Raw genomic sequence first — 21,616 nt, forward strand, 5'->3', positions numbered from 1 at the left:
TCGATCTTGCCGGGGTAAACGCGAGCGGTTCACCAGGTGACGGGAAGCCGCTCGATGCTGACGTCCATGCCCTCGGCCCGCCAGCGCACCTCGTGCGGCGGACCGGCCAGCCGAAGGCCCGGGATCCGGGCGAACAGGGTGCCCAGCGCGACGGTCAGCTCCATCCGGGCGAGTGCGGCGCCGAGACAGTGGTGGATACCGTGGCCGAACGCGAGATGCGGGCTGCGGCGGGCACCCGGGACGATCGCGTCGGCCTCAGTGAACTCCGCCGGGTCACGGTTGGCCCCGACCCGGGACGCGATGACCGTTTCCCCCGAGGCGATCCGCACGCCGCAGATGTCCACATCGGACTGGGCGATCCGCTGGATGCCGACTTCCTCGTCCTGCAACCGCAACAGTTCCTCGACCACCTCGCCGATCGGCACCGCTCCAGTCCGGACCGCGTGCAGCACCGGCGGGTTCTCGAAGAGCCGGAGGAGCCCGTGCGCGATTGCCGACGCGGTCGTGACGTAACCGGCCATCAGCAGGCCCATCGCCATCGACGAGATCTCCAGCCGGCTCAGCCCGTCCGGTTCGCCGGACTGCTGGGCCAGGTCGCTGAGGAGATCCCCGCCGTCCGGCTTCGCCGCGACCAGGTCGACCACAAACCGTTGCAGGTCACCGAAAGCCGTTCCGAAATCCCCGGTCGAGCGGAGCACAACGTCGGCCCAGCCGCGAAACCGCGACCGGTCCGCCGCCGGGATGCCCAGCAGTTCGCTGACGATGGCGATCGGCAGCGGGTAGGCGAACGCCTCCTGCACGTCGACCACCCCGCCCTCGGCCAGCATCGCGGTCACCAGGTCATCGGTGACTTCCGTCGCGCGCTCGCGCAGTTCGGCGATCCGGCGGGCGGTGAACGCCCGGCTCACGCTGCGCCGCAACCGCGTGTGCTCGGGCGGGTCCTTGAGGAACATGAACCCGGCCGCGAGGTTGTTCTCGTCCGCGGCCGGGAGCACACCCGGGTACTGCGTGCCGAACGCCGGATGGTTCAGCACCTCGCGCACGTCCCGGTAGCGCGTGACGAGCCACGCTTCTGCTCCGCCGGCCATCCGGACTTTCCGGATCGGCGCGGCCTCGCGCAGCCGGGCCAGTGCCGGGGCTGGGTCGATGATCGAGTCGCGCGCGAACGGATAGTCCGTCAGCGGTTCGGCCAGTTGTTCCTGCCGCACATCCGTCACCTCCTTCGCTTCTGTCATGCCGGGAACGCCGCCTCGACGGCGTCGGCGAACTCGTCGGCACCGCGTCCGCCGCGAAGCCGGTGCTGGAACCGGGCCAGCCGTTCGGCCATGGCGGTGTCGTCGGCCACCCGTTTGAGCACGTCCGCCAGCTGGTCCGGGGTGAACGGCTCGTGCAGCCGGACGCCGAGGCCGAGTGCTTCGACGCGGTCCGCGACGCCGCGCTGCTCGCCGATCTGCGGCGCGATCAGCACTGGAACCCCTTGTGCCAGCGCCTCCAGCGTGCTCGTCAGCCCGCCGTGGGTGATCGCGGCCGACGCGTGCCGCAGCGTGTCGATCATCGGCAGCTTCGCCCGCAGCAGCACCCGGTCGGAGACCGGTCCGACGTCGGCGGGGGAGACCTTGGCCCCCAGCGCGGCCGCGGTGTGCCAGTCGAGCCGGTCGGCTCCTTCGACGCAGGCTCGGAAGAAATCGAGATTGTCGGTGAAGACCGTGCCGAGCGAAACCACCGCGAGCGGCTTGGCTTCGCGCAGCCACGCCAGTTCCGGCGACTGCTCGGCGGGCCGGACACACGGCGTGATGAAGGTGAACCGCGAGCCGAACGTCTCCCCGCGCGGCTGAACCTCGCGCGGGAACAACACGATGTTGCGTTCGGCCTCGTTGTCGAAGAACTCCTCCGGCGACACCGCGGACTCCAGGCCGATCTCCCGCAGGAACCCTGCCACCGCACCGAAAAACGTCGACATCGACTCGTCCGTGTCCGTGCGGGACTGGTAGTCCTGGTGCAGCGAGAACTCGGAGTTCGACGCGAAAACCGGCCACGTGCGGACCACCGGGATGCCGCGCGCCCGGCCGAGCAGCCACCCGGACGTCGCCAGCACGTCCGACACGAGCACGTCTGGCCGACACTCGCCGACAGCGCGTTCGAGCGCCGCGTAGGACGCCTGCGTCTCTTCCAGCAGCAACGGCAGCACCTTGTCCATGTCGGCCAGTTCCGCCCGCGCGGAGTCCATCGGCGACTCGTACGGCACCACCTCGACGACCTTGCCGACCTCGGCCGCGAAGCTGCCGGACGCGAGGCAGCGCACGTGATGACCTCGCCAGACCAGTTCGGCGAGGCCCGCCAGCACCGGGTAGACGTGCCCCCACGCCGGGACGGACGCGAACAGCACCTGCCGCCCCATCAGACGCCCCTGCCGCGTGCCTCGACCAGCATCCGTTCCGGGAAGCGGTCGCCGAGCATGTTGACCCGCCACGGCACCGCTTTCCACGCCTCCAGCATCCGGAAGTCCAGCCCGCACTCGGCCAGCGCGTCGACGGCGACCTGCAGTTCGAGCCGGGCGAGGTTGGCGCCGAGGCAGCGGTGGATGCCGAAGCCGAACGCGAGGTGCTTGAGCAGCCCCGGTCGCTGCGGGTCGAAGACGTCCGGGTCGGCGAACAGGTCCTCGTCCCGGTTGGCCGCCACGAGCGGAGCCACCACCATGTCTCCCTTTCCGACGGTGACGTCGCCGATCCGGACCTCCTTGGCGGCGAACCGCGGCATCGACTCGCCGTTGTCGCCGGACTGGACGCGCAGCACCTCCTCGACGAACTTCGCGCGCAGGTCCGGCGCGGTCCGCACCTGGGGCAGCCACCCGAACTCCAGCAGATAGCGCACCGCCACGGAGATCGCGTTGGCCGTGCTGACGTATCCGGCGACCGGCAGGCCGAGCACCATCGTGGCGAGTTCGACGTCGTCGACCGCGTCCTGCTCCCGCTGGGCCCGGATGAGATGGGCGAGCAGGTCGGTGCCCTCCGATCCGCGCGTGCGGCGCCGGTGCGCGATCAACTCGCGCACGTAGTCGTTGAGCTGCTTCCAGCCCTTGAGCGCGACCACGCCCTGAGCCTCCGACAGCGGCACGAGCAGCTGGTCGGACAGCCGCTGGAACATCGCCCGGTCCGGCTCCGGCACGCCGACCACCTCGGCGATGACGTTCATCGTGAGCGGTTTGGCGAAGTCCGCCATCACGTCGGTCACCCCGCCCATCGCGGCGAGCAGCTGGTCGGCCTTGGCACGAATGGCTTCCCGATAACGCCCGACGCAGCCGATCGCGAACGGGCCCGCCACCAGGCCGCGCAGCCGGGTGTGTTCCGGCGGGTCCTGGAAAATCGACTCGTTGGTCTCGGCCGTGCCCACCCCGCGCTCCGGGTCGATCGGGGACACGCTGAACGCCGGGCCGCCCAGCACCTTCCGGATGTCCGGATAGCGGCTGACCAGCCAGACCCGCGTGCCGTCCGGCCCTTCCGCCGGCGACACCGGGCAGGTGGTGCGCAGCTTTCCCCAGTCGATGCCGTCGAGGTCGGCGGGCCGGAACCGTTCGACCGGCGGCGGCCGCCGGGACGTGGTGCGGTCGGGCATCGTGCTCAAGTCCTCTCGGTCAGCGCGAGCCGCGAGGGGCCGCGCACGAGCATCCCGGTCTTCCAGTCGATCCCCGCCTCCCCGCGCGCCAGCCGCAGTCCCGGCGCGATGGAGGTCAGCACCTCCAGCGCCACCCGCAGTTCCAGCCGGGCCAGCGGCGCGCCGAGGCAGAAGTGCGCGCCGACGCCGAAGCCGAGGTGCGGATTGGGCGCGCGGGCGAAGTCGAGCCGGTCGGGATCGGCGAAAACGTCCGGGTCCCGGTTGGCGGCCGCGGACGCGGGCACGACCGGCGAACCCGCCTCGATCCGGATTCCGCTCAGCACCACGTCCTCGACGGCGTAACGCGGGGTCGTGCCGTTGGCCTCCAGCGGCACGTAACGCATCAGCTCCTCGACCGCGGACGGGATCAACGACGGGTCGTCCGTCAGCGCCTGGAACCTGGTGCGGTCCGTCAGCAGCAGGTACAGGAAGTTCGGCAGCTGAGTGGACGTGGTCTCGTAGCCGGCCACTAGGACCGTCATCACCACGATCACCAGCTCGTCGTCGGTGACGTCGCAGGTCTGTGCCGCGAGCATTGCCGAGATCAGGTCGTTCCTCGGCCGTTCTCGCCGCTGCGCTACCAGCTCGACGACGAAGTCCCACATCTTCCCGGTGGCGGCCAGCCGTTCCTCCTCGGTGATCGAGGTGGTCGCCAGCCCGGCCTCGGCCCACTCCCGGAAGCTCGCGCGCTGGTCGTAGGGCACGCCGAGCAGCTCGCAGATCATCTTCAAGGTGAACGGCAGCGCGAACTCTTCGACACCGTCGAACTCCTCACCGGTTTCGGAGATCAGCTCGGTGGCGATCGCCGTGGCACGCTCGCGCAGCCGAGCCACGGTTCGCGGGGTGAAGGCGTGGCGACAAATCGACCGGAGCCGGGTGTGTTCCGGCGGGTCCATCGCGACGATGCCGCCGGAGAAGTTCTCCTTGGTGACCCGGGGGACGTCGCGCTCCAGCGAAGCGGCGCGGGAGAACCGGGGATCGGTCAGCACCGTGCGGACGTCGGCGTACCGGGTGACGAGCCAGGCCGGTTCGCCGTACGGGAACTCGACCCGGCTGACCGGGGCGAATCGTTGCCGGACCAGGTATTCCGGCTCCAGGTCCAAACCGGACGCACGCGGGAACGGGAACGCGGCCCTCATGCCCGGCCCGCCAGCAGCCGGTTCTCCGTCACGACCGCCTCCGCGCCCCGGCGCGGGACGAGCATCGGCCCCTTCGGCGCGACTGCCTCCGGCGCGGTGCGGACGAGGTCCAGCCGGACGTGCCGCAGGATCGAGCTGATGATCGTGCGCATCTCGACCATCGCCAGCGACGCGCCGAGACAGCGGTGCGTGCCGCCGCCGAACGGCAGGAAGTGCGTGCTCGGCGGCTCGGCGGGGAAGAACCGGCTGATCGAGTAGGTCTCCGGCCCGGGGTACAGGTCCGCGGACAGGTGCAGCAGGCCGAGCGACACCGCGAACATCGTCCCGGCGGGAAAGGTCCATCCGTCATACGTCCAGGGCTCGGTCGCGATCCGGCCGACGTCCAAAGTGGCCGGACGCGTGCGGATCGCCTCGTGAATGGCCGCGTCGAGCACCTTCGGGTCCGCACCGCTGACCTGGTCGAGCGCGCCGGGAGCCCGCAGCACGCGTTCGAAGAACCACGCCAGCTGGGTCGCCGTCGTCTCCTGGCCTACCGCGAGCAGGGTGACGAGGTGGTCGCGCAACTCCTCGTCGTTCTGTTGGCGAGCAAGCAGAATCGAGAGCACGTCGCGGCCGTTGTCGACTGGCCTAGCCCGTCGGTCGGCGATCTCCGCGTAGATGATCCCGTCGACCTCGCGCAGCAGACGCTGAAACGTCGCCCACGGCCCGAATCCGCCGAAGCCCCTGCGCACGGCGGGCAGCAGGATGATCAGCGGATTGATGTCGAGCAGACGCGGCACCAGCGCGCGCAGCCGGTCCAGCCGGGACGAGTCGGTGATGCCGAAGACCGCGCGGATCATCACTTCCAGGGTCACTCGCTGGAAACAGTCAAGGAGCCGAACGGTGCGTCCGGCGGGCCATTGCCGGATCTCTTGCTCCACAATGGACACCATCACCTCGACGTACGCGGCGACGTTGTTCCCGTGCAGCGGCGGCATCAGCTCCTTGCGACGGCTGGTGTGCTCGGCCCCGTCGGACATCAGTAGCGAATGGCGGCCGACTACGAACTTGATCGGCTCGTTCGCCGCCGCGGCACCGAACGAACCAGCGTCGTCGCGCAGGATCCGGCGGATGCCGTCCGGTGCGCAGACGTAGACGACGTCGCCGAACCCGAGGATGCGCGCGGTGAACAGCGGTCCGTAACGGCGGAGGCACGACTTGCCGAACCGCACCGGAGCCGCCGCCCACATCAGGGTCTGTACGAGCGCGGGAAGCCTTGGCCCTGGCGGCAGGGAACGCAGCTCGGTCACCGGTCGGCCATCGTCTTGAGCCACCGTCCGAGACCGCGCAGCGCGAACGTGTGCGCGATCAGGTCGTCGGTGTAGCAGAGGTCGTCGAAGTACAACCCGACGTTGCTCGGCCGCCACGCGCCCTGGTCGTCCTGATGGTTCACCAACCATTCCACGGCCCGCAGCACGGCGGTGCCGCTCGGGTCTTCACCGCCAGCCAGCAGCGCGAACAGCGCCCACGCCGTCTCCTCCGCGGTGCTGCCCTTGGGCGGAAGCTCGTGCCGCAGTGGCCAGCCGCCGTCGGCCGCCTGGTTTGCCAGCAACCACTTCCTGGCCGCGTCGGCGGTGGGGGAGCTGTCCGCGAACGCCTCCAGCAGCCTGCTGGTGCCGTGGGTGTTGTCGCGGAACCACACCGACGCGATCGAACCGTCGCGGCACTGATGGCCGCGCAGGTACTCGCGGGCCCGCGCGAGAGCCGAGCCGGGGGACTCCGACAGCCCGAACCGGCGCAGGGCCAGCACCACGTGCGCGGTCACGCCAGGACACGGCCGGTCGTTCATGATGTGCGTGTCGCGCACCCACTCCGACCACGAGCCGTCGCGGTTCTGCATCTTCAACAGCCACTGGATGCCGAGCTGCACCGCCGGATGCGTGCGGGGCACGCCGAGGTCGGCCAGCGCGCCGAGCACGACGGCGGTGTCCTCGGACTCCGGCCAGCCCGACGGATTGGCCCAGCCCCAGCCGCCCGGCGGGATGTCGAACTGGCGGAACGGCTTGTTCCACTGATTGCGCAGCAGCCACTCCCGGGTCCGGCGCAGCAGCGGATGGTCCGCCGGATCGCGGAACTCACTGAGCGCCATGACCGCGTAGGCGGTGACCGAGATTTCCAAGTCGCGGTCGATGGCCCACGAGCCGTCCTCGCGCTGGGTCTGCAGCAGGTAATGCAGGGACGCCAGCTGCAGATCGATGCCGACGCCCGCCTGCCGCAGGCCGAGGTAGACGAAGCCGGCGATCATCGGGCACTCTTCGATGCCGCCGTTGGTGCCGGAGATCTCTCGCAGCCAGTCCAGCGCCTTCGGCTCGGCGATCCGGCCGAACAGCTTGCGGGGAAGGCCGCGCTTCATGGTCCGGCTCTGCATGATGCCGAGGCCGAGCACGGCGGGCAGCGCGATGGACACTTTGTTGCGCCACCGGCGCGGAACCAGCACCGTCTCGACCGGCAGATCCGGCTGGTGCTCGAAGTCACGCAGGCCGGTCAACGCCCAGATGGTCGGCAACGCGGCCGGCCATGTCTTCGGCGCTTCCCCGGACAGGCCAGGGACGACGTTCACCGCGTCGTTGTCATCGAGGAACACGCGCGCCCGTTCGATGGCGTCGTGTGCGCCCTCCCGATCGATCTCGTGCAACGCCGCCAGGCCGAACGCGGTCATGCCTGGGCTGCTTGGCCATTCAGCATCGGCCATCGCCCAGCCGCCGTCGCCGCGCTGATAGGCACGCAGCCACCGGACCGCCGCGTCGACGCGGTCGCGGTAGCCGATCGGATCGGCGCGGTGGAGCGAAAGCGCGCCGAGCGCGGTGGAGATCGTGGAGGACGACAGCCGGTCTACCCAGGAACCGTCCTCCCGCTGCCGGTCGTACAGGTTCGTGATCGCGCGTTCCGCGGCCTTCTCCGCTCGTGCCTGAAGCTGTTCGACGTCCAACCCCGCTCCGCCTTCCCGTGTGATGAAGCTGTCAGCGCGCCACAGCGACGATCCGATAGGTGTTGCCGCCCTGTCCGCGGGAGATCACCGCCTGCAACAGCAGGTCCAGTAATAAAGCGAATCCCAGTACAGGCGTGGCGAAAGTCAGCGCCACCTTCCGGAAAAGCCTGCCGGGCAAACGCACCGGTCGGCTCAGCCACGGCCAGGACTTGGCTGGCGGCAGGTGATAATTGAGCGCGGTGAGCAACGCGGCCATGGTGTCGAACGGCTTGTTCGCCGCGCCGAGTTCCACCCTGGACACGGCGAATCCGCGTTCCTCCAGCAGCAGACACAGGTTTCGCCATGGCACCAGGTGCAGATTCTGCGGTGCCATCCAGCAGTACCAGTATTTCCCGTACAACCGGGCGAACCGGCTCTGCGGATTGACCAGTTCGATCAGCGCCACGCCGCCGGTGCGGAGCACCTCGCGCACCGAATCCAGTTCGCGGCGCGGATAAGTGGTGCGCTCCAAGTAATGAATGACGCTGACCACGTCGAACTCCGCCCGGTGCTCCTCGGCGAACTCGACCAGCGGAGCGCGGGAAGCGGAGTCGACCCAGCCGCGCTCGGCCGCCGCCAGGATTTCCGGGCTCGGGTCCAGCGCCCAGAACTCGGTGCCGGGCAGCATCACGCGGGCTTCACGGCAGAAATGTCCTTGCCGGGCACCGACATCCAGCCAGCGCTTCGGCGGAACCTCACGGGTAATCGTGCGTATTCGCTTCCGGTGCGTGGACCGGGACCGCCGGGCCATCGCGGCGTAGTGCTCGCGACCGAGCCCGTCGTAGACATCGCGGCAGTAGTGCGCCAGCCCGGTCTCAGTCAGTTGCGGATTCTGGAAGAGATGGCCGCACGCGGTGCATTCATTCATGTCGAAGGTGCCGGGTTTGCATTGCCGGGTGTCGACGACCGTGATCCGGTGCCGGATTTCCCGCGAACCGCACCACGGGCACGAATCGCTTCGCGGCCGGAAGAACGCGCCGGAAACCGATCGTCGGCCGAGTACCGCCATTGCTGCGATCCTCCGATACGAGGGCTCGTGGTCCGTGTTCCTGAACGTAGACACGGCCGCACGGCGCAGCAAGCGATCAGCGTGTTCGACGTTCGGCCAGCCTGCGGTGCAGGAACGAGTCGATGGTGCGGCGCAGTCCTTCGGTCATCGAGACCCGAGTGGAAAAGCCCAGCGCGCCGAGCTTCCGCGCGTCGCAGTGCTGCCTTTCCAACGCGCTGGGCAGCCCGGTTCCCGGCACCACTTCATAGCCGTTCTTGCGAATGGCGGCCGCCCAATCCCGGTCGTGCGGTTCACACGCTTTCCCGGACTGGTCGATCATTTCCGCCACCAGATCGAGCGTGGTGCGATGCGCGGCCGGAACCATGTTGAACCCCTCACCGCGGGCCCGGGGATCGAAAGCGACCGTCGTGAGCGCCCGGACCACGTCCGTCACGTACACGTAGTCGCGGCCGTGCGCCATCGATCCCTCGTAGATCACTGGCGGCAATGGCCCAGCGGCGTCGAAGATCCGGCTCAGCGTCCGCGGCACGATCCGCGACGCGGTGTTCGCATCACCGGGGCCGAAGACGTTGCACAGCCGGAGAATCGCGATCGGCAGGCCGAACTCGTCGCCGTAGAGCCGGACCAGGTTGTCGGCGGCCATCTTGCCCACGTCGTAAACGCCGCGCGCGTCGAGCCGCGAGGTCTCCACGTATGCGTCGCCGACCAGTTCCCCGTAGACCTTGTCCGTCGAGGCCAGCACGAAGCGGGCCAGCCCGCGGACCGACCGGGCCGCCTCGAGCATGTTCATCGTCCCGCCGACGTTGGTGGCCAGCGAGGCGTGCGGATCGCTGAACGCCGCGTCGACCGTCGAGAACGCGGCCAGGTGGAACACCACGTGCGGCTGCACCTCGCGGACGAGATCGAGACACTCGGCGAACGACGTGACGTCGAGCCGGGCGGCCTCGGCGGTCCGATCGGCCGCGACCACGTGAAATCCCTGCCGCACCAGGCCCGCGGCCAGATGCGTGCCGATGAAGCCGCGGCCGCCGGTGATCAGTGCGACGCGAGCGGAGCCGGTGCGCTGCATGCGGTGGTCAGGCCCGCTCGACCTGGCGGCCGCTGTGGCGCAGCTCGTCGACCTGATCGCCGAACTCGGTCCAGAACCGGGCGTTGTGCCGGGCCAGGTCCGCGACCGTGCCGAGGCAATGCCGCGGGATGCCGTCCGCCGGCGGCGCGGTGGCCTGGCTGGCGATGACGTGGGCGTCCAGCCAGCGCAACAGCGTCCGGCCCGCTTCGCTGAACCGCAGCGACGGATCCCGGCGCAGGGTCTGCATGATCCCCGCTGGGTCCAGCTCTGGCGCGGCCTCCACGGGAGCCGGCCGCCGCGCGGACCGCGACCCGCTCGTCCGCTGGACGGGCACCAGAGCCTGGCCAAGGTCGAGCCGGTTGCGCACGTCGAGCACCGTGGACGGAGCGATGCCGGCGGCACGGGCGATGTCGCGCAGCGACCGGTTCGGGTCCGCCCGCATGAGTTCCCCGGCCAGCTGCCTTCCCGCCGAACTGTCGAGCGGGCGCAGCCTGCCGTCCCGGCCGACCCGGGTGTTCGACCGTGCGTCCGCCACACTCGAACACTTGCGGATCGCGCCGACCGTGGTCGCGGCCAGCCCGGTGACCTGCGCGATCCACCGGTCCGACCGCGTCGGGTGGGTCAGGATGATGCGCCCGGCCGCGGCCTTGCGGTCGGTCAGCGAGAGCGGCAGGCCGTTGGCCTTGTTCGCCTCCACCGCGAGCACGAAAGCGTCGTGCTCGTCGCCGTCGAAGAACCGCGCCTCGATGAGCGGGCGGTCGCCGAGTTCGGCGGCGCGCACCCGGTGGGCCCCGTCGATCACCCGCATGGTCTCCCGGTGCACGATGATCGGCGGCAGGCGGATGTCCAGCTTCGCCAGCACGCCCGCGTGCTCGTCGTCCATCCCCGACACGCGCAGCGAATCGCCGAGCCGCAGCATGCTCACCGCCACCAGCTCGGAGGACGCCCCGTCCGCGTTGTACCTGCGCCAGATCGACGGCGGGTCGGTGTCGGTGTGCGCGGTTTCCTCGCGAGGTTCGCGGTCCATCCGATACCACCCCTTCTCCTGCGCAGTCGCTTGCCGCCCGACCCCAACAATTGATCATGCGACCGACAAACAACAACCCCTCGGGGGAAGTTTCCCGAGATCGGGTGTTCTCCCTGACGCATCTGGCCGAACCGGGAAAGTCGCCGTGCGTACGGCTCAATTCCACGAAAGAGCTATTCCGGATGGATGTCGTGCCTGCGCTCTGATCAGGAGGAAGTCGCACGCGCTCCGCCTGGCCTCGATCCGTGCGGGTTGCCTTCCCGTCGTAGCCGTTTCTGTGTTGTCGCAGTGGGGTTTTCGTGGCGCAAGGCCTCGGACAGGTGACACCAGGTCGCTCCCTGTCAGGGAAATTGCCAGTCAGTCAATTTCAGGCTGGAATATTCTTCACCGAGGTCTGCGACGCCTTTTCCGGAATCTTTCCTCCGTGCGGGTAATGCGGTTATCGTCGTACTGCGATATCGAGCCGATTTTCGGGAGTCAATCGTGAGCAATGACGCGTCCCCGTACCCGTTCTGCCTGCCCGACGCGCTGAGCCCGCCGGAGGAATGGGCGGCTCTGCGCGACAGCGAGCCGGTAGCAGAGGTGCGATTGCCCAGCGGGGACCAGGCCCTGCTGCTTACCCGGTACGAGGACGTCCGGCGAGTGCTGTCCGACCCGCGGTTCACCCGGCATCCCGACGCTGAGGACGCCGCGCGGGTCACCGTGAACGAGGGCGGCGGCGTGTTCGGCGAGAAGCTGACCGAGGACGAGCTGCACCAGCGCTGGCGTCAGGTCGTCAGCAGGGCGTTCACGCCGAAACGCGTGCGGGCGCTGCAGCCCGGCATCGAGAAGATGGCCGAGTCCCTCGTCACCGCGATGATCGAGCGAGGAGCCCCCGCCGACCTGCTGCGAGAGCTGGGTTTTCCGCTGCCGCGATGGGTGATCTGCGACCAGCTGGGCGTGCCGGACGCCGACCGCGACCGGTTCGCGCACTGGTCGGACACGATGCTCGCGATGACCCGGTTCACCCAGGCCGAGATCGACGCCGCGCAGACGGAGTTCGCCGCCTATTTCGCCGCGCACATCGCCGCCAAACGGGCCGCCCCCGGCGACGACCTGATCAGCGAGTTCATCCGGTTCACCGACGAGTTCGGCGGCCGGCTGCCCGAGGAAATCCTGGTCGGCACCAGCCAGGGTCTGCTGGTCGCCGGGTACGAGACGACGGCGGGCATGATCGGCAAAATGATCGCGCTGCTGCTCGCCGAGCCGCAGCGCTGGGCGCAGCTGCGCGCCGACCCCGGCCTCGTCCGCACCACCGTGGAGGAGGCGCTGCGCTTCGACGCCAACCCGGGCTTCGGGGTGCCGCGCTACCTCTCGGCCGACATCGAGGTCGCGGGCCGCACCTTGCCCGCGGGTTCGATGGTCGTGTGCAGCCTAGGCGCGGCCAACCGGGACGAACGCGCCTTCGCCGACGCCGGCCGCATGGATCTGCGCCGCGCCCCGAACTCGCATCTCACCTTCGGCATCGGACCGCACGTCTGCATCGGCCAAGCGCTGGCCCGTGTCGAACTGCACGCCGTGCTGCGGGTTCTGCTGCGTAAGCTGCCCACCCTGGAACTGGCCGAACCGCCGTCGAAGCTGTCCATCCGGGAGGGCTTGGTGGTCGGCGGACTGGAGCGGGTTCTCGTGCGGTGGTGAAACGCACTGTCGGCACGTACGCCATTTCCCGACGGAAGGCGTACGTGCCGACACGGCAATACCAGTGGAACTCATGACTGTGGGACAACGCGAGGGTTAGGCGTGCAGAATTTCCTGAATACCGCTGACGAACTCTTCCCGGGAGATCACGCCGTCCTTGTTGGTGTCGAGTGCGTCAAAATCGTACCGGGGGTCGGACTGGTCGATTTGCCAGACGCCCTGCAGGTAACGGCCGAGTTCGTCCCTGCTGATGCTGCCGTCGCCGTCGGCGTCGACCAGGTCGAAGATCACGTGCCCGCCGACCTTGGCGGCGTCCAGCCGGTTCGCGTCGCCCGTGGTCCGCCGGGTGGCCTCGACGAACTCGTTCCGCGACAAGCGGTCCCCGGAGGCCCCGGAGTGCCGCAGCAGTTCCAGCCAATGCAATTGGTAAAAAGCGCGAAGCTCCTGGATCCGCCGGTCGTCGTCGTTCACTCCCGCCGTCTTCCGATAGCGGTCGATCAGGATCTCGTAGTCCGCCCAGTCCAGACGGCCGTCGTGGTTGAGGTCGAGTTTGTCGAACTCCGCTTCGATCAACGCGTCGACGGAATCCGCGGGTGCGCTAGTCATCGGATAGTTCCCCTAGGGTAGTTGGCGGTCGATGGGTTGCCGAATAACAGAATGCGAGTGTTCGAGCACGAACACAATGGGATTCAGTCGCCAGGACCCGGTCGCTACCTGATGGGGTGGGCACGATGGAACATGGGGTGAGTTTCGCTCGCCCGCGACTCCGCTGCATGGGTTGCCTGATCGCCCACTCGCTGGGAAGTCCTTGCGGTAGTTCATGTTTCGGTGTGGGCGGGAATAGTCCACAAAGGAATATTCTTACCGGATGCGGGAGTTTCGCCGCCCTGGCCAGCCCCACGCGATGTCGTCGACCGCGAGGAAAGGTTCATCGACCACGGTGGCCGGGGTCAACCCGGTGAACGCCGCGACGTCCCGGTGCAGGTGCGACTGGTCGGTGTAGCCGCCGTCAGCCGCGACCCCGGCCGCGTCCTGCCCCGCGACCAGACGGTGCACCGCATGATCGAAGCGCACCAACCTCGCGGCCCGCTTGGGCGGCAAGCCGAGCTGTGCCTGAAACCGGGACCACAACCGTTTGCGGCTCCAGCCGAGTTCGGCCGCCAGCCGCTCGACCCGGACCGTCCCGCGCGTAGCGGCGATCTGCCGCCAGGCCCACGAGACCTCCGGATCGACCGGCGACGCCACGGCACAACGCCGGGCGATCCACGCGTCGATCCACGCGAAGCGGTCTTCCGACGAGGAAAGGTCGTTTAGCCGGTCGCTGACCCGCGCTGCCTCCCGGCCGCACAGCTCGTCAAGCGTCACCACCGCGTCGCCCAAGTCGGTGGTGCCCAGCACCGCGCGCGCGACCGCCGGCGACAGGCGCACCTGCAGAGCCTCGTAAGCGTCCGCCCGCAGCGTACGGACGACGTCACCGAACCCAAGCCCAGTGGCGAAACTGCCCTGCCGCCGCCGTCCGGCAGCATCTTCCATGGCGAGCGTCCCGCCGAACACCAGAACCAGGGTCACCGTCGGATGCGGGATCAACCGGAGGCCAGACGGGGCGATGCCGCGGTCACGGAATCCGGCCATGGAGACCCCAGACACCCGGCTGGGCCGAGTCGGGCACGTGATGTCCCACAACACCGCGTTGTCCCGTTCAGCCAAGCCCCCCATCACGCCATGCTACGCACTCCGGCCGCACGGAACATTTTTCCAAGCCACCGCCCCGCACCGGCGGTAACAGTTGCACGTATGACTGCGTCCCACGACGGGCTTGTCCGCCGATCTGTCCTCATCTCCGGCTCCAGCGTCGCCGGCCCGGTGCTGGCGTACTGGCTCACCAGACACGGATTCTCCGTCACCGTCGTCGAGCGCTCGCCAGCTCCGCGCAAGACCGGCGGCCACGCAGTCGACCTGTACCGGCCCGCGGTGGACATCTCGGAGAAGATGGGCGTACTCCCGCGCATCGAGCAACGAGCCACCGGCACGACCCGGATGACCGTCTACCGGGAGGGCGCCCGGCGTCCCGTCCGGGTGGACCTAGCCAAGATCTTCAGCGCCACCTCAGACCGGCACGTCGAGATCATGCGCGACGACCTGAGCGAGATCTACTACGACGCCGTACGCGACGACGCCGAGTACATCTTCGGCGACTCAATCACCGCGATCTCCCCCGACGGCGAGGTGCAGTTCGAAAAAGCCGCCCCACGCCGTTTCGACCTAGTCATCGGCGCCGACGGCCTGCACTCCAACGTGCGCCGCCTAGTCTTCGGCGACGAGTCCCGCTTCAGCACCTTCATCGGTGCCTACCTCGGAGTACTGACCCTCCCCAACACCACCGCGCTCGACGCCGAACTCCGCATCCACGTCGGCATCGGCCGCACAGCCGGCATCTACGGCGCACGACACCTCAACGAGGCGCGGGCCCTGTTCCTGTTCCGAAGCGACCGCGAACTCGACTACCACCACCGCGACGTACCCCGGCAAAAGGAACTGCTGAGCACCGCGTTCGCCGGCCTTCACCCCGACGTGGACCGCTGGCTGGACGAACTCGACCGCACCCCAGCGTTCTACTTCGACTCGATCACCCAGCTCCGCATGAACACCTGGTCGCACGGAAGGGTCACCCTCGTCGGCGACGCAGGCTACTGCCCCGGCCCAGCCGTCGGCGGCAGCACCACCCTGGCCATCGTCGGCGCGTACGTCCTAGCCGGAGAGTTGGCCCGCGCGGACGGTGACCACTCGCGCGCATTCCCCGCCTACGAACGCGCGATGGCCGACCACGTCCGCGGCAGCCGCGAGTCCGCACTGAGCGCGGCGAAGACCTTGATCCCCACGTCGCGCCTCGGCGTGCAGGGCCTGGCCTACGGTGCCCGCCTTGTCTCCGCCCTGCCCGCGGGACCTAGCCGGGCTCTGCTCCGCCTGACGACCAAGACCGCGCGGGTCCACAACTCCATGACTGTCGACGACATCGGCGGTTTACCCTAGAAGCAGCAAGCCGTGCTGGCACTGTCCCCGCAGCCGACGGCGGCCAGCACGCTGACCCGTCGGCACCACACCATTGCGAACTGCCGCGGAAACCCTTGCCACTGACAGATTTGCGCACCGACTGCCCGGAGCATCGCCCCGCTCTCGTTCTCACACTAGATAGGTAGGACTCCTAGCAATAGTGTGGCATGCTGTCGACGCAGGCACAAGGAATGCCTTGGCCCCCAGGAAGGCAGCGCACGAGATGAACGCTCCCGCCACACCCGGCTATACCCACGACGATCCCGCGCTCCCGGCGTCCCCGATCACCGCGCAAGACCTCGAAAAACTGAAGGCGACCGTCCTTTTCGGACCAGACGACGAGGCCGCGCTGCGCACCGCCGGCGAAGTCCTCAATGGCCAGATCGACCAGGTCCTCGACGTCTGGTACGGCTTCGTCGGCTCACATCCCCATCTGCTCGCCTACTTCTCCACGCCGTCCGGCGAACCGATCGCCGAGTACCTCGACCGGGTTCGCGCACGGTTCGGACAGTGGATCATCGACACCTGCACCCGCCCCTACGACGAGCGATGGCTGGCGTACCAACAGGAAATCGCCCTGCGGCACACCGCGGAAAAGAAGAACAAGACCGACCAGGCTGATTCGGTGCCGCACATCCCGCTGCGCTACCTGATCGCGTTCATCTACCCGATCAGCGCGACGATCCGCCCGTTTCTCGCCGCGGGCGGGCACGGCGAGGAGCAGGTCGAGGCGATGTTCCAGGCCTGGTTCAAATCCGTGACGCTGCAGGTCGCGCTGTGGTCGCAGCCCTACGCCAGGCCTGCCTGGTGATCGCGGCGCCTTGATCGATCCCCAGGACGCCACCGGCGACGCGAAATCCCTCCAGGCCGAAATCAGCTGATCCGAAGCGGGCGGCAGGTCGACCGCCTGCCGCCCGCATTTCTTGAGAGGAAGTTCCGAAACGATGAGCGCCGGCCGCGTCGAGATCGTCTCCACCGGTGTCGCGAGACCCATGCCCTGGCGTGGCCGCACAGTGCTGTCCGCCATCCGCAAAACCCCGGTACGCGGCCCGATCGACGTCGGACCGCTCGGCCTGGCGCACGATGAACAAGGCGACCGGAAACACCACGGCGGCCCGGACAAAGCAGTTCTCCTTTATCCGGGCGAGCATTACCAGTCGTGGGCTGAGGTCCTTGGCGACGCCGCCCTGCCCGCCTTCGGCGAAAACCTGACCACTGCCGGGATCCTGGAAGACAACGTCGTGGTGGGCTCGATCTACCTCGCCGGCACCGTCGAACTGCAAGTGACCCAGCCGCGCCGCCCTTGCTACCGGATCGCCGCCCACCACGGCATTCCGGACCTGGCCGTCCAAACCCAGCGCACCGGCCGGACCGGCATCTACTGCCGGGTCGTACGCCCCGGCCAGCTGACCGCGGGCGACCGCCTCGACCTGGTTTTTCGCCCAGCGCACGGAATCACCGTCGCCGAGGTGCACCGCGTGGTCAACGTCGACCGCACCGACCGAGCCGCCGCCGAACACCTCCTCAACCACCCCGACGTGCTACCCGCTTCATGGGCGGCGTTGCTGCGCAAACGCCTCGACGGACAGCTCGACGACCAATCAACCCGCCTGCACGGCTAGCCGGCCGGGGCAATCGTCGGACGACCGCGGAGGGCGCTCGGTCCGGCTGTCGCGGATGGTGCCGCCGGCTTCGGGATAAACCACAACTCAAGGCGTTGATTTTCTCGTTTTCACCCATGACGTGCGGGTGGCCGCTGCCTAGCCTGACTGGGGTAGGCACTCGGGTGCCTGAGCGAGATCGAAGGGGATTTCGAGATGACCAACGCCGCGGATGTCGTTCGTCTGGACCCGTCGGATCCGGCTTTCAGCGCCGATCGCCACACGACCTACCGCCGCCTGCGGGAGACGGCGCCGGTGGCCAGGACGGTGGTCAACGGGCAGGACTCGTGGCTGCTCACGGGCTACGCCGAGGTCGAGAAAGCCCTCAAGTCCGCCGCTAACGTGGTGCAGCCGCGTCCCGGTGAATTTCCCGCGCACATCGGTGCCGGTCCGGCGGCGGAGTTCTACCGGTTCTCCCTCCCGAACGTGGACGCGCCCGCGCACACCCGGCTGCGCAAGCTCGCGGCACCGGCGTTCCAGCCACGGTCGGTCAAGCGGATGCGGGCTTGGGTGGAGGAGATCATCCTCGGCGGGCTGGACGAGCTGGCCGAACGCGACGACGTGGTCGACTTCGTGCGGGAGTACGCGATGAAGATCCCGGCGCTGATCGCGTGCCGCCTGCTGCACGCGCCGCCGCAGGACGCGACGACGGTCCTGGAACGGATGCCCGGGCTCAACGCCGTCCTCAGCCAGGGCGACATCACTCCGGAACAGCTCGCGGAGGCCGACGCGACAGCACAGTTCTATTTCGACTACATCGGCGACATCGTGGACACGATGCGCGGGAAGCTCGACGACGACGATCCGGTCGGGGCGCTCCTGCTCGCGGAGGCGGACGGCGAGCGTCTGTCGAGGACGGAGCTGGTGGTCACGCTGGTCGGCTTTTTCGTGGCCAGCTACCACACGACGATGGTCGCGATGACGAACGCGGTCTACGCGCTGGCCCGGCACCAGGATCAGTTCCGCCGGCTGGCCGAGGATCCGTCGCTGGCCGGGGCCGCGTGGGAGGAGAACCTACGGTTCGAGGCTCCGGTGCACTTCGTGTGGCGCTACGCGGGCGCTGGCACGGAGCTGTCCGGCACGCCGATCCGCGAGGGCGAGCACCTCCTGCTCGGATTGGCCGCGGCGAACCGGGATCCGGCCCGGTTCGCCCGGCCCGACACGTTCGACGTGGGACGCACCGACAACCGGCATCTCGCGTTCACCGCAGGCGGGCACTTCTGCCTCGGCGCGCCGCTGTCCCGGTTGGAGGGGAGATCCTGCTGCGCGAGCTGCCGCGGCGGCTGCCCGCGCTCGAGCTGTGTACCGACGAGCCGCCGCGCACGACCGACCTGACCTTCGCCATGATCTCCCGGCTCGACATCGCGCCCCGGGGCCGGTGATGGCAGGCGGATGGGGCCCCGGCGGGGCGGACTGCGCGATCGCGGTCACCTTCGATCATCTCGGCGAGGCCGCCGAGATCCAGCTCGGCTCGATCCCGGCGGACGCGCCGGTGGGCCGCCACCACAGCGTGACGCGGGAACTTCCGGCTCTGCTGGCGGTGCTGGACGAACACTCGTACTCCGCGACGTTCTTCGTGGAGGCGTGGAACTTCCGGCACTATCCCGACGCGGTGCGCGCGATCGCCGAGGCGGGGCACGAGGTCGGCTGGCACGGCTGGCTGCACGAGCCGTGGCACCGGTCGTCGGCGGCGGAGATCGCCGAGTCCCTCCGGCTGAGCCTGGACGCATTCGGCGAACTGGGCATCCGGCCGCGCGGGGCGAGGCCACCGGCTGGGCTGCTCGGGCCGCATTCGGTCGACGTCCTGGCCGAGCACGGTTTCGACTACGTCTCGCTCGCCGGAACGGCCTTCGGGACCACGCTCGGCAGGACCGCGCGCCTCCCGCTGCTGCCGTATCCCTGGCACGCGGTCGACGGCGCCTACTACGTCCCTGGCTTCACCCGGCTCCGGCAGCCACCCGGCGAGGAGCCGGTCGGGCCGGACGGGCTGCTCGCGGGCTACGCGGCGATCGTGGACGACACGGCGGCCGCCGGCGGGTGTGCGGGGCTGATCTTCCACGTGCCGTGGCAGGACAGCCCCGACCGGATCGCGGCGATCGGCACCCTGATTGACCGGCTGGCCGCGGACGAGCGAGTGTGGCTCGCCAGGGCGGACGAGATCGCCGACTGGGTCCGGGACCATCCCGCGGACTTCCCCGAAACCGTCCACACCGATCGGGCACCGGCGTGGTGAGCGAGGCAGGCCGCCCTCGGCTGTCGGCGGTGCCCGGGCCCGCGGACCGGGATCGGTTCTGGGCCGCGATCGAGGACGGGCTGGACGAGCTGGCGCGAGGGCTGGTCGTCCGCATTCGCGCCGAGCTGCCCTCATACGCGCAGCTCCCGGAGGGGGAGCATTTCAGGAACGTCCGGTCGCTCTACGAGACGATGACCCGCAGCCTCGCCGCAGGAGCGCCGCCGAATCCTGAAGTGCTGCAATCGATCCGCGCGTCGGCGCGGCGCCGCGCCTACTACGACATGCCTGTGTACGACGTGCTGGCGGCCTTCCACCACGCCCAGCAGGAGCTGTGGGAGGCGCTGCGACGTTCGGACCTCGCCACGGAGTCGCTGCTGGTCGAACTCGTCGGGCCGATGGCGCAGTGGTCGCAGGCGATGAGCCAGGCGGTCGTGGACGCCTATGTGGCCCAGCAGGGCGGCCGAGAGCAACACGAACGGGAGACGAGAGCACGCTTTTTCGACGTTCTGCACGCGGACGGACCGCACCAGGACGCCACCGACCTGATGCGCGAACTCGCACTGGATCCGGACGGGGAGTTCACCGTGCTCGTCGCCCGGAGTCGCTGGTGGCCGCGCGAGTCGGTCGACGCGCTGCAACGCGCGGGCCGGCGAATCACCGGAGTCGTGCACGCCGACGCCCGCGCGGGACTGCTGACGATCGTGTCCCAGGGCGCCGTGCTCGACGACGTCGTGGCTCTCGCCGCGGAGACAGGCGGCGAGGACCGGCCCCTCGGTGTCGGACTGACCAGGCCGGGGCTGGCCGGGATCCGGCTCGGCCTCGGCGACGCCACCCGCGCTCTGCGGCTGGCCGAGGCCGACGGCCGCGCGGCGGTCCGGTTCGAGACCGACTGGTTCCCGGCCGTCATCCCCGACCTGGTGCCGCTGCTCGGCCCGCTCCTCGAGCCGATCCGCCGGGTCGCGGGCGAGCAGCCGGACCTCGCCGACGCCGTCGTCGCCTACGCCGAGTCCGGCTTCACCCTCCGCGGGACCGGGGCCGCGCTCACCCTGCACCCGAACTCCGTCTCGTACCGCCTCACGCGATGGCACCAGCTCACCGGCCTGGACGTGCGGTCGTTCGCCGAACTGGCGCTCTCGCTCGTGGCCATCACCGAAGCCAGGAGGAACACGTGAAGCTCGTCAGTTTCGGGCCGCCCGGCGCCGAGGAACCGGGGGTACTGGTCCGGCCGGACGCGATCCTTCCGCTGCGCCACAGCCACGGCCTGCCCGCCGGAGGGTGGGGCGAGATCCTGTCGCGCTGGCCGTCGGCCGAGCCGCTGGTGCGCTCCGCTGTCGACGGCTACGCCGACCACGAGCTGGTGCCGCTGGCCGAAACGAGGCTCGGACCACCGGTGCCCCGCCCCGGCACGGTCATCGCGATCGGTTTCAACTACGCCGCCCACGGCGACGAGGTGCTCGGCGCGGCCAGGCCTGCGGGAGAGCCGATCGTCTTCCTCAAGCCCGCCAGCAGCGTGTGCGGTCCCGGCGACGCCATCGTCTGCCCGCCCGAAACGCGCCAGCTCGACTACGAGGTCGAGCTGGCCGTGGTCATCGGCCGCGGCGGGCAGCGGATTCCGCGCGCCGAGGCGCTGGAGCACGTTGCCGGATACCTGATCGCCAACGACGTCACCGCCCGGGACATCGCCTTCGGCGCGGGAGCGGAGCATCCGCTGCTGTTCCAGATCGCGCGGGCGAAGGGCTCTCCGTCGTTTTGCCCGACCGGGCCGTGGCTGGTGACCCCGGACGAGTTCGACCCGGCCGACGCCGGGCTGCGGCTGTGGGTCAACGGCGAACTGCGCCAGCACGGCTCCACCGCGGGCATGGCGGTCGGGGTCGCCGAGCTGATCGCCTCGGTCAGCAGGTCGATGGCGTTGCGCCCGGGCGACCTCCTGCTGACCGGCACCCCGCCGGGCTGCGGATTTCAGCTGGACCCGCCCCGGTTCCTGGCCGACGGCGACCTGGTCGAGGCCGAGATCGACGGACTCGGCCGCATGCGCTCACCCGTGATCAGCGAGCCGGTCGCCGTCGCGCACCCGCCGCTGGAAAGGATCTGA

19 protein-coding genes are annotated in these 21,616 nt (G+C 69.4%); 8 read left to right on the forward strand and 11 right to left on the reverse strand.

Going from position 1 to position 21,616, the window contains the following annotated elements; genetic code table 11:
- Positions 1 to 29: 29 nt before the first annotated feature.
- From RPX00_RS15460 to RPX00_RS15500, 9 genes are all read right to left on the reverse strand, one after another.
- Positions 30 to 1,235, reverse strand: a complete 1,206-nt coding sequence (locus RPX00_RS15460) for a cytochrome P450 (protein ID WP_406640229.1) — start codon at positions 1,233 to 1,235, stop codon at positions 30 to 32.
- Positions 1,232 to 2,398, reverse strand: a complete 1,167-nt coding sequence (locus RPX00_RS15465) for a macrolide family glycosyltransferase (protein ID WP_406640230.1) — start codon at positions 2,396 to 2,398, stop codon at positions 1,232 to 1,234. Before RPX00_RS15465 ends, RPX00_RS15460 begins: the two co-directional genes overlap by 4 nt.
- Complete coding sequence (locus RPX00_RS15470) at positions 2,398 to 3,612, reverse strand: cytochrome P450 (RefSeq protein WP_406640231.1); 1,215 nt, start codon at positions 3,610 to 3,612, stop codon at positions 2,398 to 2,400. Before RPX00_RS15470 ends, RPX00_RS15465 begins: the two co-directional genes overlap by 1 nt.
- 5 nt (positions 3,613 to 3,617) lie before the next feature.
- Positions 3,618 to 4,790: a cytochrome P450 gene (locus RPX00_RS15475; protein WP_406640232.1), complete on the reverse strand. Its 1,173-nt coding sequence runs from the start codon at positions 4,788 to 4,790 to the stop codon at positions 3,618 to 3,620.
- A complete protein-coding gene (locus RPX00_RS15480; RefSeq protein WP_406640233.1) occupies positions 4,787 to 6,079 on the reverse strand; it encodes a cytochrome P450 in 1,293 nt (430 codons plus the stop codon). The genes RPX00_RS15475 and RPX00_RS15480 overlap by 4 nt, the downstream gene beginning before the upstream one ends.
- A complete protein-coding gene (locus RPX00_RS15485; RefSeq protein ID WP_406640234.1) occupies positions 6,076 to 7,758 on the reverse strand; it encodes a prenyltransferase/squalene oxidase repeat-containing protein in 1,683 nt (560 codons plus the stop codon). Before RPX00_RS15485 ends, RPX00_RS15480 begins: the two co-directional genes overlap by 4 nt.
- Positions 7,759 to 7,789: 31 nt before the next feature.
- Positions 7,790 to 8,806, reverse strand: a complete 1,017-nt coding sequence (locus RPX00_RS15490; RefSeq protein ID WP_406640235.1) for a class I SAM-dependent methyltransferase — start codon at positions 8,804 to 8,806, stop codon at positions 7,790 to 7,792.
- 76 nt (positions 8,807 to 8,882) lie between these two features.
- Positions 8,883 to 9,875, reverse strand: coding sequence for an NAD-dependent epimerase/dehydratase family protein (locus RPX00_RS15495; protein WP_406640236.1), 993 nt, complete (start codon positions 9,873 to 9,875; stop codon positions 8,883 to 8,885).
- Between the two features lie 7 nt (positions 9,876 to 9,882).
- On the reverse strand, positions 9,883 to 10,902 hold the full coding sequence (locus RPX00_RS15500) for a streptomycin biosynthesis protein (protein ID WP_406640237.1): 1,020 nt from the start codon (positions 10,900 to 10,902) through the stop codon (positions 9,883 to 9,885).
- A 480-nt stretch (positions 10,903 to 11,382) separates the two neighbouring features.
- On the opposite strand from RPX00_RS15500, the gene RPX00_RS15505 reads away from it, so the two are divergent.
- Positions 11,383 to 12,579 (forward strand): cytochrome P450, encoded by a 1,197-nt coding sequence (locus tag RPX00_RS15505; RefSeq protein ID WP_406642930.1) that lies wholly within the window; start codon positions 11,383 to 11,385, stop codon positions 12,577 to 12,579.
- Positions 12,580 to 12,675: 96 nt separating this feature from the next.
- Here RPX00_RS15505 and RPX00_RS15510 read toward each other — a convergent pair whose 3' ends face one another.
- Positions 12,676 to 13,185 carry an EF-hand domain-containing protein gene (locus RPX00_RS15510; protein WP_406640238.1) on the reverse strand — a complete coding sequence of 170 codons (510 nt, stop codon included), beginning with the start codon at positions 13,183 to 13,185 and terminating at the stop codon, positions 12,676 to 12,678.
- 255 nt (positions 13,186 to 13,440) lie between these two features.
- Positions 13,441 to 14,295, reverse strand: coding sequence for a helix-turn-helix domain-containing protein (locus RPX00_RS15515; RefSeq protein WP_406640239.1), 855 nt, complete (start codon positions 14,293 to 14,295; stop codon positions 13,441 to 13,443).
- 78 nt (positions 14,296 to 14,373) lie between these two features.
- On the opposite strand from RPX00_RS15515, the gene RPX00_RS15520 reads away from it, so the two are divergent.
- The 7 genes from RPX00_RS15520 to RPX00_RS15550 all read left to right on the forward strand — a co-directional run bounded on the left by RPX00_RS15520 (position 14,374) and on the right by RPX00_RS15550 (position 21,616).
- Entirely contained in the window at positions 14,374 to 15,609 is a 1,236-nt protein-coding gene (locus tag RPX00_RS15520) for an FAD-dependent monooxygenase (protein ID WP_406640240.1), read from the forward strand.
- 244 nt (positions 15,610 to 15,853) lie between these two features.
- Positions 15,854 to 16,441 (forward strand): protoglobin domain-containing protein, encoded by a 588-nt coding sequence (locus tag RPX00_RS15525; RefSeq protein WP_406640241.1) that lies wholly within the window; start codon positions 15,854 to 15,856, stop codon positions 16,439 to 16,441.
- A gap of 133 nt (positions 16,442 to 16,574) precedes the next feature.
- A complete protein-coding gene (locus tag RPX00_RS15530; protein ID WP_406640242.1) occupies positions 16,575 to 17,252 on the forward strand; it encodes an MOSC domain-containing protein in 678 nt (225 codons plus the stop codon).
- Positions 17,253 to 17,447: 195 nt separating this feature from the next.
- Positions 17,448 to 18,626 (forward strand): cytochrome P450, encoded by a 1,179-nt coding sequence (locus tag RPX00_RS15535; protein ID WP_406640243.1) that lies wholly within the window; start codon positions 17,448 to 17,450, stop codon positions 18,624 to 18,626.
- Between the two features lie 46 nt (positions 18,627 to 18,672).
- A complete protein-coding gene (locus RPX00_RS15540) occupies positions 18,673 to 19,524 on the forward strand; it encodes a polysaccharide deacetylase family protein (RefSeq protein ID WP_406640244.1) in 852 nt (283 codons plus the stop codon).
- Between the two features lie 29 nt (positions 19,525 to 19,553).
- Positions 19,554 to 20,696: a PucR family transcriptional regulator gene (locus RPX00_RS15545; protein ID WP_406640245.1), complete on the forward strand. Its 1,143-nt coding sequence runs from the start codon at positions 19,554 to 19,556 to the stop codon at positions 20,694 to 20,696.
- Entirely contained in the window at positions 20,693 to 21,616 is a 924-nt protein-coding gene (locus RPX00_RS15550) for a fumarylacetoacetate hydrolase family protein (RefSeq protein ID WP_406640246.1), read from the forward strand. The genes RPX00_RS15545 and RPX00_RS15550 overlap by 4 nt, the downstream gene beginning before the upstream one ends.

The organism is Amycolatopsis sp. WGS_07 (assembly GCF_045278895.1).
Classification (GTDB): domain Bacteria; phylum Actinomycetota; class Actinomycetes; order Mycobacteriales; family Pseudonocardiaceae; genus Amycolatopsis.